The sequence below is a fragment of the Halostagnicola larsenii XH-48 genome (genome assembly GCF_000517625.1).
Classification (GTDB): Archaea; Halobacteriota; Halobacteria; order Halobacteriales; family Natrialbaceae; genus Halostagnicola; species Halostagnicola larsenii.
Map to the genome: position 1 here is coordinate 631,502 of NZ_CP007055.1, position 17,748 is coordinate 649,249.

Here is a 17,748-nt window from a genome sequence, read left to right on the forward strand (position 1 = left end):
GGATTTCGGCGGGGGCTTCCCGCTCGTCGGTATCGATCGGTACCAGCCCCTCAGACCGGTCGATCAGGGCATCTCGTGAACCGTGAGTTCGACGTCGCGTTGCTCCCCTTCGATATCGGCGACGAGCCGTCTAACGACCTCTCTGGCTTCCTCGAGCAGTCGGGGCTGTACCTTCCCGACGACCCAATCGAGCGAGACGAACCGCGGGAGCGAGATCGCGTTTCCGTCGGCCGAGTGGGGATCGTACACCGCCTCGAAGTAGATTCGGCTGGCCGTCTCGATCCCCTCGGGAGCCGCCTCGGGTGCCGGTTCGACCCGCCAGGTTCCGCGGGCGTCGACGTCCTTGCGAAGCTCCCATTCGAGCGTGTGCGGTTCATCGACGGCCACGACCTCGGAGCGGGCGGTGTACCCGAGTTTCCACCAGGTCAGCCGAAGGTCGTATATCGCGCCAACGCCGTTCTCGTCGCCCCCGCGGCGCTTTCGAACGGACTCGAGGTGCTCCGTGTACCGCGGGTAGTCGGTAAAGGAAACGACGTACGGGAACACGTCCGCCGGCGACCGGTGGGCGACGGTGCTGAGGAGGATCCTGTCCACGATTTCGCTATGGCTGCGCTGAACGTAAGGATTTTCGTCTCGTCGCGGATCGGCTGTTTCCGCCGTCGGTTCGACGACCTATCTCCGCCGGTTCGGTTGATCCACGCTCGCCGGTTCGGTCGATCTATCTCCGTCAGTTCGTCCGAACCACTCCGTCGATTCACCCGTTTCACTACCTTTCTATACGCCGGCCGAGAACACCGGCGCATGCGAGATATCTGTATCGTCGGCGGCGGCGTCGCCGGGCTTGCCGCGTCGATCTTCACGGCTCGAGCGGGACTGGATACCATCGTGGTCGACGGCGGGGAATCCATCCTCGCGCGGAACGCCAGCCTCGAGAACTATCCGGGGTTTCCAGACGGGGTCGACGCGCGGCGGTACCTGCGTCTGGTTCACGAACAGGCACAGGGCGCGGGCGTCGAGGTCGAACTCGGCCGGGTCTCGAGCGTCGAGCGGATCGAGGAGACGAACCCCGAATCGGGGTTCGTCCTCGAAACCGACGGCGGGGACCCGCTCGAGGTCCGGCGGGTGATCGCCGCCTCGTGGTCCGACAGCGAGTACCTGGTTCCGCTGGACGTGGGCCGCATCCAGCGCGGGAGCAAACACTACGTGAACGTCGACGAAGACGGCCGAACCGCCGTCGAGGGCGTCTACGCGGCGGGGCGACTCGCCGGCGAACCCCACCAGACGATCGTCGCGGCCGGTCACGGCGCGAAAGTCGGACTGACCGCGATTCACGACTCGGACGTCAACTTCTATCACGACTGGGTCGTCCCGGAAGGCTATTTCACCGGCCGCGATCGGGACGTGCCGCCGGGCTGTGAGGAGATCGACGACGAGGAACGGCTGGAACGCGATGTCGCGGCGCGGGAGACGATCCTCGAGGCCTTCGCGGAACCGCTCGCGGAGAAACCGACCATGCACCCGAGCGTCGACCGGGAGTGAGTCGACGCGCCGACCTGTGTCGACCAGCAGCGAGTCGAACTTCCGATCTGGGTTTCCGTCGAATCCTCGCTACGCTTAACATACCTCCCCCGAGAAAGGCAAACGAATGCTCGAGGGAGTCAACGTCGCGCTCGGGGTGTCCGGATCGATCGCCGCCGTCAAAACGGTCGAACTCGCCCACGAGTTGCGACGCCGGGGTGCAAGCGTTCGCGCCGTGATGACCGACAGTGCCCGACACATCATCCACCCGTGGTCGCTCGAGTTCGCCACCGAAAACGACGTCGTCACCGAAATCACGGGCGGCGTCGAGCACGTTGAACTCTGCGGCTACGACGGCTGGGCCGACGTCCTGTTGATCGCGCCGGCGACCGCGAACACGGTCGGAAAGATCGCCGGGGCGGTCGACGACACGCCGGTAACGACCTGTGCGACGACCGCGCTGGGCGCGGACACGCCGGTCGTTATCGCCCCCGCGATGCACGAACCGATGTACGACCACCCCGGCGTTCTCGAGGCGATCGAGACCCTCGACGACTGGGGCGTCGCGTTCGTCGATCCCCGGATCGAAGAGGGCAAAGCGAAGATCGCGAGCGAGGAGGCCATCGTCTGCGAGACCGCTCGAGCCGCGGGCGAACGGCCGCTCGCGAGCGAACACGTCGTCGTCACCAGCGGGGCGACCAGCGAGCCGATCGATCCCGTCCGCGTGCTGACGAACCGCTCGTCGGGGCGGATGGGCCGAGCCGTCGCGCGGGCCTGTTACGTCCGCGGCGCGGACGTAACGCTCGTCCACGGCGTCGTCGGCCCGCACTCGCTCCAACGCTCGTCGCCGGTCGCCGGTCTCTCCGGAGGCGATTCGGGAGTAGCGCTTCCGTACGCGAGCGTCGAGCAGGTCGAAACCGCCGCAGAGCTACTCGAGGCCACGCTCGAGGCCTGTTCGACGGCCGACGCGCTCGTTTCGGCTGCGGCGATCGGCGATTACACGCTCGAGCCGAGTGCAGAGAAACTCCGCTCCGGCGCGGAGCGAACGCTCGACCTCGAGCCGACGGCAAAGGTGATCGACGAGGTTCGGGATCGGCACCCGGACCTCCCGATCGTCGGCTTCAAGGCCGAGACCACCGGCGACGACGAGGCGATGATCGAGGCGGCCCGGAAGACGCTCGAGCGTGCGGACCTGACGTTCGTCGTCGCGAACGACGCGAGCGTGATGGGATCGGACCGGACGCGGGCGCTGTTGGTCCACGCGGAGAACGCGGCCCGCTACGAGGGTACGAAAGCCGGACTCAGCGGTGAGATCGCCGACTCGATCGCCGTCGTTCTCACGGACGAATCCTCGCGCTGACGGCGTCTCATCTCGCGATCGAGTCCCCGGGCTGACTGCGGCGTCTCGGACGATTCCTCCATCCGCTAGCGACTCGTCGCTGAACCCCATCCTCGAGTTATCGGGCTTTCAACCTGTTCGTTCGGCGCTCTCAGGATCGTCAACTTTTACTCCCCAACCGACCCATCCACGACATGGATCAGTTACAGCGGTCACTACTCGAGGCCCCGATTATCGAGAAAGACGGGTATCATTACTTCGTCCATCCGATCAGCGACGGGGTTCCGAAACTCGATCCCGGACTCTTGCGCGAGATCGTGATCCGGATTATTCGAAAGGCGAAACTCGAGGAAGTCGATCGTATCGTCACGCCCGCGGCCATGGGAATTCACATCTCCACGGCCGTATCGTTGATGACGGACATCCCGCTGACGGTGATTCGAAAACGACAGTACGGACTCGAAGACGAAGTCGCCATCTCCCAGCAGACCGGTTACTCGGAAAACGAGATGTACATCAACGACGTTCGCGAGGGCGAACGCGTCCTCGTCCTCGACGACGTGCTCTCGACCGGCGGCACGCTGGCTGCCGTCCTCGAGGCGCTTGACGAAATCGGTGCCGAGGTCGTCGACACGGTCGCGGTAATCAAGAAGGTCGGCGGCGAAAACAAAGTCGAGGACGTCGACCACCACGTCAAGACGCTGGTCAACGTCGACGTCGTCGACGGTGAGGTCGTTATCGTCGACGAAAACGGCGACTGATCGAACGCCCCAAGCGCTGGTCGACGCAATATTTAATTCGATTTGAGATAACGATAGGACGTGTACTCGAGTCACACGGTTGGTTCATGCGCCGATTGAACGCCCAATCAGGGGACCTTCCGACTCGCCGCCAGTTGCTCGGCGGCGTCGGTTCGGTACTCGTCGGGAGTGCAGCGGGGTGTCTCGACGCGGACTCCGGTGAGGTTTCGTTTCCGCTCGAGGTCCGGTTAGAAGTGGATGCGGACAACTCGGACCGCCTCGAGTGGACCGCCGCGGTCGCGCAGGTGATGGAAAACACCGGTTACTTCGACGTCGAAGTCAAAGAGTACGAGTTCGACGATTTTCTCGAACGCATCTTTCAGGTCGACTATCCCGAAACGGGAAATATCCCGTTTCTCAGTATTTCGGGGACGTTCAATCCGGAGAGCTTCTGTGATTCGCTCCACGGCACGGCAAATCAGGGCCAGTGTTGTAACCTGAACGGACTCGGCTACGACGAACTCGACCGGATGATCGATCGCGCGCGCTTTGGCACCGACGTCGTCGACGATCCGGCGCTCCGGGCGCGACGATACGACGAAATCTGGCGCGAGTTAGCCGAGTACCGCGGCAGTTCACCGATCACGTTCATCACCGAAGAGTACGTCCGAAGTACGGACGTACGCGGCTTTTCCCCGTATCCGTTTACCGAGGGGACGCTCGATTACTCGCTGCACTCGCCGGCCGCTCGAGTTCTCACCTGGATCGATCGGGACGCCGACGGCGAGGGAGATTCCGACTGGTCGACGTACGAGTCGGGCGGTACGCTCCGGTACGGATTCGACGCGAACATCAACTCGTTCGATCCGCCCTACAGCACCGATACGCACTCGACGACGGCACAGTCGCTCATTTTCGAAGGGCTAACCGCGATGGATGCCGATGGGAACGTCTATCCCTGGTTGGCAAAACGCCAGGAGGAACTCGATGTGCAGGATATCGACCGCACCGCGTACGAACCGTATATGCGAACCGTCTCGGCCGACGACGACGGCGTCCTCGAGTTCGAGGGCGACGAACCGGTTCAGACCGTCGTGGTTCATCCGGACGACGATCGGATCGCCGACGGCGAGGTTCGCGTTCTCACGCCCGACGGCGCGGCCGATGCGGTCGGCAATGGGGTCTATGGAATGCAGTATCGATACCACCTTCACGAGGGCGTCAGGTTCCACAACGGCGAAGAGTTGACCGCCGAACACGTGGTGGCGACCGCAAAGCGCTACGAGAACTCCGACATCTCCGCACAGACGTTCGATTCGGTACTCCACGTCGAGTCCGTCGACGAGTACGTCGTCGATATCTACGCGCAGGTGCCGGACGCCGAAGCCGAGCGGGAACTCCCGAGCTTCCGGATCCACGCGCTCGAACAGGCGGAACTGCCCGCCAACGGCATCGATCCACTCGACGGAAGCCCGCCGATCGGTACCGGCCCCTACGAGTTCGAGACGTTCGAGGACGGACAGTACTTCGTGGCACGAAAAACGGACGACTACTGGCTCGAGCAAAAAGGGCTGGACGCCCTCGAGTGGTACGACGGTCCCGAGGGGTTCCCCGCCGGGCCCGTCATCGACGAGATCGACATCAAAATCATTTCGGGCGATTCGACGCGAAGCACTGCACTCCAGAACGGCGAAATCGACATCACGTTCGGGCTCGTTTCCTCGACGCTCGAGGCCTACGACTCGGACGACGGTTACGTCGTCGACTCGATCCAGAGCGGCGGCTATCAGTTCCTCCAGTATCCCGTCACCGTCGAACCGTGGGACGACGAGCGGTTTCGACGGGCCGTCAATCACCTCGTCCCTCGAGAGCGCATCGTCGAAAACGTCCTCGACGGCTGGGGCGACCCCGCGTGGACGATGCTTCCGGAAGTCGCACGCGAAACCGGTACGGCCGACTACGAGGCGCTCGAGTCCGACCTCGGGGAGAAAAACGCGTTCGATACGGAGACCGCGATCGAATTGATCGAAACAGTCATCGACGACCGCGGATACGACTCGAGCGTCCAATGACGTTCCGACGGTTCGTCCTGCGACGGTTGCTGTTGATCGTCCCGATCCTGCTGGGTGTCTCGGTACTCACGTTCGCGCTCGTCCACCTGACGCCCGGTGACCCGATCAGCCGCATGGTCGCCCAGAACCCGCACGTGACCGCGGCCGAGGAGGCGCAACTTCGCGCCCAGTACGGCCTCGACGGCCCCGTCTGGGAGCAGTATCTGATGTGGCTCGGAAACGTCCTCTCCGGTGACCTCGGAACGGTCTACGGATCGAACCGGTCGGTTTCTGAAGTCATTCTCTTGCGACTCCCCGAAACCGTCGCGCTCGGCGTCTTCGGCTGGGTGTTCGCTATCGGCATCGCGATTCCGACCGGAATATACGCCGCGATCCGAAAGGGAACGGTCGGCGATACGGCCAGCCGAGTCCTCGCGCTGTCGGGAGCGTCGATTCCGAACTTCTGGCTCGGGCTGTTGCTCATCCTCGTGTTCGTGTTGTGGATGGGGTGGTGGGACGTACGGCCGCCGCGTGAACCGCTTACGCATCCGTCGGTGCTGTGGCACCTCGTCCTGCCGGGTATTACGGTCGGGACGGCGACGTGTGCGTCGGTCATGCGCGTTCTCCGCAGGTCGATGGCAGAAGAACTGAACAAGGAGTACACCACCGCCGCAAGAGCAAAGGGGCTCCCCGAACGGCAGGTCGTCTGCAAGCACGTACTTCGAAATTCGTTGAGTGCGGTCGTCACCATCGTCGCGACGCTGACCGCCGGCATCGTCGCCGGCGCCGTCGTCGTCGAGGTCGTGTTCGCCTGGCCCGGCCTCGGACAGGAACTCGTCGGGGCGATCCACGGTCACGAGATCAACCTCGTGGTGGGAATAACGCTCCTTACCGCGGTGTTCGTCGTCCTCTGTAACCTGCTCGCGGATATCATCTACGCGGTGCTCGATCCGCGGATCAGATATGACTGACAAACAATCCGGTCGCGGCCGAATTCGGATCCACGGATTCGAATCCGAACGCGACGGCGCTCGAGACGGACCGACTCACCGGACGAGACTTCCTCGAGAGGATTCGGTCGATTGGGGCTCGGACGCACGAACCGAGCCGACCACGCGCTGGCGGCGCGACCTCTCGCGGTTCGCTCGAAACCGCGAGGCGCTGGTGGGACTCTTGATCGTCCTCTCGATGGCGGTCCTTTCGATCTTCGCCCGGCCGATAGAACTCTGGGGTCTGACAGTCCAGCCGGTTTCGCTGGCGCCGTATTCCCCCTCGGAAATCCTCTGGCTCACCCAGGACGTCTCGCCCTACGACCCGCCGTCGCTGGCGCACCCGATGGGCGTCGACGGCGAGGGACGCGACGTCTTTTCGCGGGTGCTGACCGGCGGTCGCTACAGCATCTCGATCGGGCTCGTCGTCGTCACGATCACGAGCGTGATCGGCATCGTGTACGGCTCCATCTCCGGCTATTACGGCGGCTGGGTCGACGAACTCCTGATGCGGTTCGTCGACGTTATCCTCGCGTTTCCGGGGCTCGTCCTGGCGCTGGTCGTCGTCGCGCTGTTCGAGAGCGGCTACTGGCAACTGGTCGTCGCGTTCTCCGTGTTCGGCTGGGCGGGGTACGCTCGAGTCATCCGCGGGGAAGTACTCTCCGTCAAAGAATCGGAGTACGTCCTCGCGGCGAAAGCGCTCGGGGCCGGCGATCGATCGGTGCTGTTCAGGCACGTCGTGCCCAACGCCGCCCCGCCGGTCATCGTCCTCGCAACGCTCAACATCGGGACGGTCGTCATCGGCGTGGCCGCCCTCGGCTTTCTCGGCCTCGGCCTGTCGCCGGCGACCGCCGAGTGGGGGACGATGCTCGAGGGCGCTCGAGACGCGATCATCCAAGGACCGGGCGGCGACGCTCGCTGGTGGGTGACGGTCTTCCCCGGCGGCGCGATTTTCGTCTTCGTGCTGTCGATCAACCTGATCGGCGACGCCATCAACGAGACGCTCGACGCCCGCGGAACCGACTCGGCGACCCGAACCGAATTGCGATGATCCCTCGCTCCCGCGAATCGCTGTTTCGAAGATTGCCCTGTTTCCTCGACCGACACTGAACAGGCGTTTCGTCCCGCTCGTCGAATGTCTTTTTGTGATAGACCGGATGGGAAGTAGTATGTCAAACGACGAATCGGCGGCCGAACGAATCGCATATCGGCGACAGAACGCCGTCGACCCCGAAGCGTTTCTCCGCGACCTTGCGGTCATCGAACCGACCGATCAGGACGAGAACCTCCAGTTCACCCCCAAATTCGTCTCCAGGATCGATCGACAGCTCGAGCAGGTTCGCTCGACGGGCGTCGAGACGGCCGATATCGCCGTCATGTTCGGCGTCGACGAGGAGCACGTGACGGAGGCAGATCGATCGTACACGGCCTACAAGACCCACGCGACGGTTCGAAACTGGCCGTCGGAGGCGGCCCTCGAGCTAGACGTCGCGACCGACAGGGAACTCCGCGCGGAGACCGACCGATGGGACGAGGTGCCGCCCAGACAACGCTACCGGCTGTTACAATCGCTTCGGTCGTTTCGGGACGACTGTCCCTTCTGTGGGGGGTCGGTATCGATCGGCGACGAAACGGTCGAGTCTTGCTGTGGAGATACCGAGGTCGTGACGGTCGGCTGCGGGGACTGTGACCGTCGATTCCTCGAGTTCTCCGCAGATTCCATCCGGGGGGCGTGACGCGGCCACCCTTGAGGGGGAGCAGGGCTGTCGGGCGCTTCTTCCATCAGAACTGTCTTCTGCCGGAGCCGTTTGCGAGGAGGCCAGTTTGCCGTCGGGATGGCCCCGTGGATAACGTTCATGCCGAATCGGTCGATAGGTTCTGACGATGACGTTCCGGGATCAGATCGACCGACTCCGACAGCCGGCGTATACCGGGGAAAACCGGTGTACTCCGTGCACTATTCTAAACGTCGTGATCGCAGCCGTGCTCGTCGCTGTCGCCGTCGGTGTTACCGTCTCAAACACCGGTCTCGCCGCCGCGACGGTCGTCGGAACGGTGCTTGCGGCCGTCTCGGGAGCGACGATTTATCTCCGCGGCTATCTCGTTCCGGGCACCCCGCGGCTGACGGAGGCCATGCTGCCGGCTCGAGTCCGTCAGTGGTTCGAGAAGCGGCCGTCGGGCGTCGACGACGATGCCCCGGTTGACTTGGCGTTAAAAGGCGTCGGCGCAACGTCGAACACGGACGCCCGACGGCGGTCCGACGAGCGTTCCCGTACGGGGGCGACGACTGAGGACGCGCCCGACTCGATCGAGGACGACCCGGACGGTACTGTGACTGATGAGTGAGCGAAAATCCCCGTACTGGACGGACCTGCTCTTATGACGTGATGTGGACTGTCGTCTCGTCGTACAGCCCACGACGTTTCGCATCGTCGACGTTGAGCGCCGCGCTGATCGTGTACTCGCCCGGTTCGGCGGGTTCCCACTCCCGGTCGGATACCTGAAACAGCTGCGACCAGCGTCTGCGAAACTGGCGTCGCTCGCCGCGGTCAAAGTGGAGCTCGCCCGTCCGGTCAGGCGGGTCCCGCCTCGAGGTTCGTGAGGCCTCCGGCGCGTCGTCGATCGACCACGTCCAGCAGATTGGAGAGCGCGTCCTGATCGTGATCGGGATCGGCAACGCGTTTTTCATCGTCACCGTAAACGGGATCGGCGTCTCTGGTGCAACCTCCGGTGTGGGAGTCGAAACGCGCACTGAAATGGCGCGTCGGCGAATACCGTGGGGAATCAACCGCTTGCTCCACGCCGAGCCGTTGATCGACCGCGCGGCCTGCGGACCCTCCGAGGACGAGCGTTCGGTGGGCGAGAACTGATCGTCGTCCCGGGAAAGCGCGTCCGACTCGTAAATCCGGCGCATTACCACCAGTAGGCGCCTCCGACGACAAAATCTTTCCGAGAACTCAGTCGTCCGCGATCGTTCCGTCGGTGCGGGAGCCGTCGCGTTCGGCCGTTCGGCTATCGTACTCGTCGTCGTAGCGCAGACAGTCGATCTCGTGGGTCCGAGATAGTTCGACGGTCGACGGGTCGGTCGTTTCACACGGCGAGACGAACCGCTCGTCGAGCGTTTCCGCGGCGGCGGTGCTATCGACCGAGTGCAACTCATCTATCGCACTCGCGAGCAGGTCCTCAGCGGCGGGATCGGACAGGCGCTCGGGAATCCCGAACTCCGATCGGACCAGTTCGTCGATCCGCGCCCGGGAAAGCACACTTGGGTCCTCTCGAGCCGATTCATCGGTGATCGTGGCGAGTTCGTCGACGGATTCGGCGTCCTCGGCCCGGAGTTTAAAGTTCAGCACCGATCGCCACGCGGACTGCTCGAGGTCGAACTCCTCGGGCTGGATAACGCGGGGACACCGCGTGTGGAACCGACAGCCCGAGGGCGGGTCGATCGGGGACGGGACCTGTCCCTCGAGGAGGATTTTTTCGCCCTCCCAGAGGGGGTCCGGTTCGGGAATCGCAGAGAGTAGCGCCTCTGTGTAGGGATGGTACGGCTCTGCGAACACCTCTTCTGTCGTGCCGACCTCGGCGAACTCGCCGAGGTACATCACCGCGATCCGGTCTGCGATGTGTTCGACGACGCTGAGATCGTGTGCGATGAAGATATACGAGAGGTCGAACTCCTCTTGGAGATCCTCGAGCAGATTCAGGATCTGCGCCTGCACGCTGACGTCGAGGGCGCTCACGGGTTCGTCGCAGACGATGATCTCCGGGTCGACCGCCAGCGCTCGAGCGATGCCGATCCGCTGGCGCTGTCCGCCGGAGAACTCGTGTGGATAGCGGTAGGCGTGGGTCGGGTTGAGCCCGACGATTTCGAGCAGTTCCTGTACTCGCTCGGTTCGAGCCGCTCCCTCGGCGATACCGTGGATGTCGAGCGGTTCGCCGATGATGTCGCCGACGGTGAGACGCGGGTTCAGACTCGAGAACGGGTCCTGAAAGATGTACTGGAGGTCAGTTCGCAGGTCCCGAAGCTCCGAACTCGAGAGATCGGTTAGCTCGATCTCTCGAGTCGTGCCGTCGTCCGTCCGTTTGGCGTACGTAATCGAGCCGCCGGTCGGCTCGATGAGTCGCAGCATCGATCGACCGAGCGTCGTCTTGCCACAGCCGCTCTCGCCGACGATACCCAGGGTTTCGCCGGGGTACAACTCAAGGTCGATCCCGTCGACCGCCTTGACGAGTTCCGACCGGCCGAGGAGGGTATCGAGAAACCCGCTGTTGGATTCGTAGTGTTTCCGCAGGCCGTCGGTCCGCAAGATCGGTTGGTCGTCGTTACTCATGTCGCTCACCCGGTATGCGTTCGTTCGGGACGTGATCGTCCTCGACGGTGACGGTGTAGCTGATTCCTTCCTCGAGGTCGCCGGTGTACTCGAGACACTTCGCGGACCGACCCTTTCCGTCGACGTCGTCGAACTCGACCATCCGGGGCTCTTTTCGCTGACAGCTCCGTTCCGCGTACGGACAGCGCGGGTGGAAGCTACACCCCGATGGCGTCTCGATCAGGTCGGGCATCGTCCCGGGGATCGTCTGTAGTCGGTCGCGGTCGTCGCCGATCCGCGGGATCGAACTCATCAGTCCGACGGTGTAGGGGTGTTTCGGGTCGTAGTACAGCTCTTCGACCGGCGACTTCTCGACGGGCTGGCCCGCGTACATCACCATCACCCGGTCACAGAGTTCGGCGACGACGCCGAGGTCGTGGGTGATGAGCTGGACCGCGGTATCGAACTCGTCGGTGAGTTCCTCGAGCAGATCCAGAATCTTCGCTTCGGTCGTCACGTCCAGCGCCGTCGTCGGTTCGTCGGCGATGATAACGTCGGGATCACAGGAAAGCGCCATGGCGATCACCGCCCGCTGTTGCATTCCGCCGGAGAACTCGTGTGGGTAATCCGAGTACCGGTTCTCGGCGTCCGGAATGCCGACCGTATCGAGCAGTTCGATTCCGCGCTCTTTGGCTTCTGCGTCGTCGTAGTCGAGATGGTGTCTGATCGCCTCGGCGATCTGTTCCCCGACGGTGTAGACGGGATTGAGTGCGGTCTGGGCGTCCTGAAAGATCATCGAAATGTTGTTCCCACGGAGTCGTCGAATCGCCCCCTCCGGCGCCCGGAGCAGTTCGGCGTAGCGGCTGTCACCGTCGTGAACGATGAAGTCCTCCTCGTCGATCAGTCCGAGTTTCGTTGCGTACCCCTGATCGACCACGTCGCGCATGCCGAGGTCGCCATTCGCATACAACTGGTGCAAGTCGACCCCTTCGTGTTCGGGGTCGCCGGTCGCGTCCGCCCCGGAAACGCCGCGTTCCTCGAGCCGGTCGACGACGTCGTCGAACGAAGACTCGCGTCGCAGTCGTTCGATGTCGACGACGTTGTCGGGGTAGGATTCCTCGAGTTCCTCGACGGTCTCTGGCTCACAGAATCGGATTGAGCCGTGTTCGATCTCGCCGGGACTCTCGATGAGACGCAGCAGCGATAGCGCAGTCACGCTTTTTCCCGCCCCGCTCTCGCCGACGACGCCGAACTTCTCGCCGGCGTCGATCGTGTAAGAGAGATCGTCGACCGCCGTAACGACGCCTTCTGCGGTGTAAAACGAAACCGTCAGGTTGTCCACCTCGAGCAGCGCCATTAGCCACCACCCCCGTGGCCGACGTCGTCGACCTGGGTGTCGAGGGCGTCGTTGATGGCGTCACCGATGATGTTCATCGACATGACGAACAGGAAGATCATGAGGCCGGGAAAGACCGTCGCCCACCAGTACCACGATCCGCCCGCGCCCGTCGCGAGGGTGTCTCGCTCGGCGTCGAGCATCGTTCCCCATTCGGGGGTTCCGGCGTCGAATCCGAGACCGAGAAATCCGAGCGCCGCGACGCCGATGACGACGGTGCCGACGCTGAGTGTCGCCTGTACGACCACAGGTGCAATCGCGTTCGGGATAATGTGTCGAAACACCACCGAACGGTCGCGCGCGCCGAGTGCTTTCGCAGCCATCACGTACTCGTTCTGTTTGACTTTGAGGATCTCCCCTCTGATAATACGTGCGTACGACGCCCAGCCGACCAGTACGAACGCACCGACCAGGGGCCAGAAACCGCCGCCGAACAGCGCGACGAGGACCAGCGCCAGCACGAGCGCGGGGAACGCGAACACCAGGTCGAGAACCCGCATCATCACGTTGTCGACCCAGCCGCCGAAGTACCCGGAGATGCTTCCATAGAGTACGCCGACAGTCGAGGCGATGCCGGTCACGACGAGTCCGATCGAGATGCTGTAACGACCGCCGACCATCACTCGAGAGAACATGTCTCGGCCCAACCGGTCGGTTCCCATCCAGTGTGTCGTCGATGGCCCCTCGTGGGGGCTGCCCACGGCCGTCGACGTCGGGTCGAACGGCGCGAGCGAGAGGGGCTGGATGGTCGTCCCGAAGGCCGACCACGGACGCGCAACCAGCGCGGTTACCGCCATCACCACGACGACGACGATGGCGGCGAGCGCGAGTCGATCTCGTGCGATACGGTTCACGATTCGACGAATCAGCCCCGTTGGTTCGGCGTATTCGTCCTCGTGAACGGTCTGCGTCGCTTGCTCTTCGATACTCTCGGTCTCGAACCCCGAAACCTGTATTCGTCCTCTTTGTGTTGACATAGATAGTGTTAATATTCGTCTCTGATTCGCGGGTCGAGCAGCGCGTACACGATGTCTGCGAGCAGGTTAGCGAGTACGATGACGACACCAGTAAGCAGCGTAATCGCCATGATCAGGTTCATCTCTCTGAGTTGGATCGCCTCGACAAGTTCCTTGCCGAGTCCGGGCCAGGTGAACACGACCTCGACGACAACTGACCCGGAGACGAGCCCCGCGGTCAGAAACGCCGCGACGGTCGTGACCGAAATCAGGGAGTTTCGAAGCACGTGTTTGAGAATAACGGTCCGCTCGGGGAGCCCCTTCGCGCGCGCTGCGGTTACGTACTCTTTGTTCAGTTCTTCTGCCATCGACGTGCGCATGATCCGCATCATGTTCGCCGCCGCCGCCGTCCCGATCGTCACGCCCGGCAGGAGTAGCCACCAGAGCATTTGGCTCGAAAGCAATCCGGTCTGTGGATTGATCGTTGGAAACAGATCGAGTTGAACGGCGAACACTGCCATCAACATGAGCCCGAGCCAGAAGTTCGGAATGGAGATCCCTGAAAGCGCGACGAACCGACTGACGTCGTCGCCGAGTTGATCCTTGTTGACCGCCGCGTAAATCCCGCCGGGGATCGCGATTACGACCGCGAACACCCATCCGAACGCCCCCAGGGCTAGCGTTTCGGGAAGGCGAGCCCAGACGATCGACTCGGCATCCCGGCTCGAGGAGTACACCTCGCCGAAATCGCCGGTCAAAACCCCCTGCATCCAGTCTATGTACTGCACCCAGATCGGATCGTTGAGTCCGAACTCCTCGCGAAGTCGAACGGCTTCTGCGGCCGAGACGTTGGGGTTCGCCGCGACCAGTTGACTCACCACGTCGCCGGGCGCAGCGTGCATCAGGCCGAACGTGACCACTGAAACACCGATCAGTACCGGGACAGACGTTACTATCCGCCGTACGATGTATCTTTGCAGACTCATTCGAATGAAACTATATCGCTCGACCCCATCCTATCTGTCAAGGTATATGACTTGCTCGTCTGCGGGATTGTACAGCGCGTAACTCAGCAACACCTGGGTCTGTGGGTGTGCGTTGAATCCGACGACGTCGCTGTTCGTCGTCCCGGTGTTCAACGAATAATCGATGATCGTATTCGCACTCATCTCCGAATATTCCGGCCAGAACTCGTCGTACGCCGCTCGGCGAGCGTCTTCATCTTCGGCGACATCGACGCCGAACCGACAGCCGCGCATTTGTTCGATGAAGTCGTCGGGAAGCACTCCCTCCGCGAGGAAGAAGTTACAGCAACCGTTGTAGTTGTCGGGGTCGGTGATCGCTTCAACGAACCCGTGTGGATCGGGTGTTCCCGCGAGACCGATACACGCCGGGGCGTTGCGCTCTGAACTGTCGGTCCGTGCATCCTCCTGATAGAGCTCGGCGACCCAATCACCGAGCGCCGCCGGCGTTTCGAGTTCGGCGTCGAACAGGTCGGTATCGTTCAGTTGGTCGACGAGAAGCTCCATCTTGTCGCTTCGCGCGTCGTCGTCGGCGTTCGTTTCGATCACGACTTCGATGGGCGTCTCGACGCCCGCGTCCTCGAGGAGCGATTTGGCCTCCTCGACGTCGGGTTCGACGTTGTACGCCCAGTCCGAGTCGACGATGTCGTCGTAGGGCTCGGACGTCCCCAGGTCGGCAGCGGGTTGTGGAAACGGCACCTGGGCGGGCGCACCCCATCCTTGCTCGACCACGTCGACGATCTGCTGGCGAGGGACGAGGGCGCTGACCGCCTGCCGAACCGCCTTTTCGGAGAACGCTCCCCCCGTATCGGTATCGTCCATGGGGAACTGCATGAACTGGAACCCTAACGCTTCGGTCGCCGAAACCGTGAAATCGTCGGACGTGTGGAAATTGTTCCGGGCCCCGGCGGGTAGTTCGTATGCGATATCGACGCTCCCGTCTTCGAGCGCGTTGCTCCGAGTGCTCCCTTCGGCGACGAACCGGATGTTGATCTCGTCGATAACCGGCCCCTCCGGGAACTCGCTCGGTCCGTCGTACCACGGAATGTTGTCGAGACCGACCGATTCGACCCAGTAATTGTCCGTTCGCTCGAGGAGGAGTTGCTGGCCGCCCTCGTACTCTGTGACTTCGTACGGACCCGTGCCGACCGGCACCATATCTGCGTCATTTCGTGGGTCCAGTTCGCCGGCCGGGACGTCGAAGTGATCCGAGGGGAAAATCACGGGCGGCAACTCGAGGTATGCGGCGGCGTCGGCCTCCTGGGCGTAGAGTTCGAACCGGTAGCCGTCGGCCCCGTCGGGTGCTTCGGCGTGGAGGAAACTATCGAAGTACTGCCCCTGATTGTCGGACCCGACGTACCTGTCGTAGGATCGGATAACGTTTTCCGCGGTCACTTCCTCGCCGTTGTGGAACTCGATTCCCTCGTGGAGTCGTCCCTCGACTCGGACACCGAAGACGCCGTCGGCGACGGCATCGGCGGCCTCGTCTCGAGTGAGAACGCGGATCGAGTCTCCGTCCTCGGCGGGGAGGTCGTCCGGGTGTTGCATCAAAACGAGGTTGTTGTCGTCTTCCAGTTCGAAAATAGGGACCCCGTCTTCGACTTCGGCGGGTTCGATCGCGACCATATAGTCTTCGTAGTCCGCCACGCTCACGTCGTTGGCTTCGTCCGCCTCGTACTCTGCGGCCATCCACGGATGGGCTCTTGCGTCGGAGTCGATCTTTAACAATCCGTCGTAAACGGCGTTGAAAACGACCGTGTCTTCGGCCTGCGTACTCTGGGCCTGATCGTAGTCTGAAATACCGTCGCGCGGGATCGCGAACTCGAGGCGGCCCCCTTCGGAGATATCGTCGATGTTGACGTCGTTCCGCTCGAGGGCTTCGTCGATATTTACTTCCTCGTCGTTGCCACCGAGACAGCCGGCGACGCCGGCGATTCCTGTTGCCGCGATTCCTTTGAGGACGCGGCGGCGATCGAGAGACGATACACGTGAGTTGATTTGTGAGGTCATCGTTGATTGCACCAATTTTGTTTAGGTATCCACATCTTCCCCTGCATACACTCGTAGGCTGACCAATTCAATCGACTGAACGGCGACATTTATATAGGGGATTATCGTTCATGTGATACTACATCACACGTACCTCAGTGAAGGTATAAATAAGTTGGCATTCAGGATCGGAGCAGGGTCCTTGTTTTTGTTATTTTAACATTTCTGTGGGATACAACTATTACATGTCCACAGAACGTGGATAAACTCCGAGAGAATTGTCTTGGAGTTTTTCGTGTATTAGTGTGCAAATCAGCACATAAGTACACATATCCGCTGAGACGAGATTCTCTCGTCCCCTGGTCCGAATCTCATGCGCTTTCGCTCGAGCGCGCTGATTTGGTCCACTCGTACCGACAATAGATCGCTTCGTCCGAGATTTTCATTGGCCGGTCGGAAGATGGTACTCGAGAGGTCAGTAGCGCTCCAGGTCCTTACCAGTCTCACCGATTTGTGTCAGACACCGCGGGAGGTGGATTTGAACTACGTCAACTTCGGTCGCTTCGCTCTCTCGTTGTCTACTTCAAATCTATTCTATACTCTTTTCAGGGATTCCACCTCACGCCTCGCTACGCTCGGCGATCAATATTGAATCCCTGAAAAGTAGCGGGAGGTAGATTTGAACCTCGGAGAGACGGTCGTCCTCGTTCGCTCGGACGCTGCGACTCCCCTGGTTCAAACTACTCGTGCTATGGATGCCGCTCGCGGGTTTGCTCGCGGCAAAACATAGCGGGAGGTAGATTTGAACTACCGGTCTGCGGGTTATGAGCCCGCCGGAATCTCCTGGCTATCCCATCCCGCTATCACATCATATCGGGTTTGCCTAGTTAAGGGTTGTGATTCGGCCACCGTATGCGGATTTCTACCGTTAGTCCCGATGGACCTTCCACGTGTAGAGGCTCTCACAGGTGTAGTTGACGAAAAAGCCGACGCCGATCCCGATTACGTTCGCGAGGAGGAACCAGACGTCGAACCAGTACACCAGCCCGAACAGCACTGCGAGGGTCACGAGAAACCCCGCAAATCGGACGAGATACGACGTGAGCAGTCGACGCAACAGCGCTCGAAGACCGATTTTTCCGTACGCCGAAAACGTCCACCATTCGTTTATCGCGAAAATGACTCCGATCCCGAACACCCAGGATACAGTCTTCCCAGCAACGGGACCAAATGCGGTCCAGGAGACGAGCGCGTACAGAACGGTTGTGTCGACCGTTGCCCCGACGAGTCCAACGCCGGCGAACTGCAGGAATAGTGCTCGAGACCGCAGGGCTCGCAGCCGCAGCCGAAGAACCTCCGTGAACGATTTACTCATCTTCTGGATCGTCGACCGTCTCACTGGCGCTCCGGTGTAGACAACGTGTCCAAATCATTTCAC

At 62.0% G+C, this 17,748-nt stretch carries 16 protein-coding genes and 1 tRNA gene; 8 read left to right on the plus strand and 9 right to left on the minus strand.

The window, feature by feature from the left end:
- Window positions 1-63: 63 nt before the first annotated feature.
- Window positions 64-594: an SRPBCC family protein gene (locus tag HALLA_RS03060; protein WP_049952010.1), complete on the minus strand. Its 531-nt coding sequence runs from the start codon at window positions 592-594 to the stop codon at window positions 64-66.
- Window positions 595-801: 207 nt separating this feature from the next.
- Here HALLA_RS03060 and HALLA_RS03065 point away from each other — a divergent pair, with 207 nt between their 5' ends.
- From HALLA_RS03065 to HALLA_RS03100, 8 genes are all read left to right on the plus strand, one after another.
- Window positions 802-1,539 carry an NAD(P)/FAD-dependent oxidoreductase gene (locus HALLA_RS03065; protein ID WP_049953990.1) on the plus strand — a complete coding sequence of 246 codons (738 nt, stop codon included), beginning with the start codon at window positions 802-804 and terminating at the stop codon, window positions 1,537-1,539.
- Between the two features lie 106 nt (window positions 1,540-1,645).
- Entirely contained in the window at window positions 1,646-2,878 is a 1,233-nt protein-coding gene (gene coaBC, locus HALLA_RS03070) for a bifunctional phosphopantothenoylcysteine decarboxylase/phosphopantothenate--cysteine ligase CoaBC (protein WP_049952011.1), read from the plus strand.
- Window positions 2,879-3,051: 173 nt separating this feature from the next.
- Complete coding sequence (gene hpt / locus HALLA_RS03075; RefSeq protein WP_049952012.1) at window positions 3,052-3,618, plus strand: hypoxanthine/guanine phosphoribosyltransferase; 567 nt, start codon at window positions 3,052-3,054, stop codon at window positions 3,616-3,618.
- Window positions 3,619-3,704: 86 nt separating this feature from the next.
- Window positions 3,705-5,669 (plus strand): ABC transporter substrate-binding protein, encoded by a 1,965-nt coding sequence (locus HALLA_RS03080; protein WP_084568914.1) that lies wholly within the window; start codon window positions 3,705-3,707, stop codon window positions 5,667-5,669.
- The gene (locus tag HALLA_RS03085) at window positions 5,666-6,619 is read left to right on the plus strand and encodes an ABC transporter permease (RefSeq protein ID WP_049952013.1); all 954 of its coding nucleotides are present in this window, start codon (window positions 5,666-5,668) and stop codon (window positions 6,617-6,619) included. Before HALLA_RS03080 ends, HALLA_RS03085 begins: the two co-directional genes overlap by 4 nt.
- A complete protein-coding gene (locus tag HALLA_RS03090; protein WP_049952014.1) occupies window positions 6,612-7,688 on the plus strand; it encodes an ABC transporter permease in 1,077 nt (358 codons plus the stop codon). Before HALLA_RS03085 ends, HALLA_RS03090 begins: the two co-directional genes overlap by 8 nt.
- A gap of 118 nt (window positions 7,689-7,806) precedes the next feature.
- Window positions 7,807-8,373, plus strand: a complete 567-nt coding sequence (locus HALLA_RS03095; protein ID WP_049952015.1) for a hypothetical protein — start codon at window positions 7,807-7,809, stop codon at window positions 8,371-8,373.
- Window positions 8,374-8,521: 148 nt separating this feature from the next.
- Window positions 8,522-8,983, plus strand: coding sequence for a hypothetical protein (locus HALLA_RS03100; RefSeq protein ID WP_174887886.1), 462 nt, complete (start codon window positions 8,522-8,524; stop codon window positions 8,981-8,983).
- Between the two features lie 31 nt (window positions 8,984-9,014).
- Here HALLA_RS03100 and HALLA_RS03105 read toward each other — a convergent pair whose 3' ends face one another.
- The 8 genes from HALLA_RS03105 to HALLA_RS03140 form a co-directional block, all read right to left on the minus strand.
- A complete protein-coding gene (locus tag HALLA_RS03105; protein WP_049952016.1) occupies window positions 9,015-9,551 on the minus strand; it encodes a hypothetical protein in 537 nt (178 codons plus the stop codon).
- A 43-nt stretch (window positions 9,552-9,594) separates the two neighbouring features.
- Window positions 9,595-10,968: an ABC transporter ATP-binding protein gene (locus HALLA_RS03110; protein ID WP_049952017.1), complete on the minus strand. Its 1,374-nt coding sequence runs from the start codon at window positions 10,966-10,968 to the stop codon at window positions 9,595-9,597.
- Window positions 10,961-12,304 carry an ABC transporter ATP-binding protein gene (locus HALLA_RS03115; protein ID WP_049952018.1) on the minus strand — a complete coding sequence of 448 codons (1,344 nt, stop codon included), beginning with the start codon at window positions 12,302-12,304 and terminating at the stop codon, window positions 10,961-10,963. Before HALLA_RS03115 ends, HALLA_RS03110 begins: the two co-directional genes overlap by 8 nt.
- Window positions 12,304-13,320, minus strand: coding sequence for an ABC transporter permease (locus HALLA_RS03120; RefSeq protein WP_049952019.1), 1,017 nt, complete (start codon window positions 13,318-13,320; stop codon window positions 12,304-12,306). The genes HALLA_RS03115 and HALLA_RS03120 overlap by 1 nt, the downstream gene beginning before the upstream one ends.
- 8 nt (window positions 13,321-13,328) lie before the next feature.
- Window positions 13,329-14,285 carry an ABC transporter permease gene (locus tag HALLA_RS03125; RefSeq protein WP_169732106.1) on the minus strand — a complete coding sequence of 319 codons (957 nt, stop codon included), beginning with the start codon at window positions 14,283-14,285 and terminating at the stop codon, window positions 13,329-13,331.
- Between the two features lie 30 nt (window positions 14,286-14,315).
- Entirely contained in the window at window positions 14,316-16,331 is a 2,016-nt protein-coding gene (locus HALLA_RS03130; RefSeq protein WP_049952020.1) for an ABC transporter substrate-binding protein, read from the minus strand.
- 766 nt (window positions 16,332-17,097) lie between these two features.
- Window positions 17,098-17,172, minus strand: a tRNA-Met gene (locus HALLA_RS03135).
- A 66-nt stretch (window positions 17,173-17,238) separates the two neighbouring features.
- Window positions 17,239-17,685 carry a GtrA family protein gene (locus HALLA_RS03140; RefSeq protein ID WP_049952021.1) on the minus strand — a complete coding sequence of 149 codons (447 nt, stop codon included), beginning with the start codon at window positions 17,683-17,685 and terminating at the stop codon, window positions 17,239-17,241.
- Window positions 17,686-17,748: the final 63 nt, after the last annotated feature.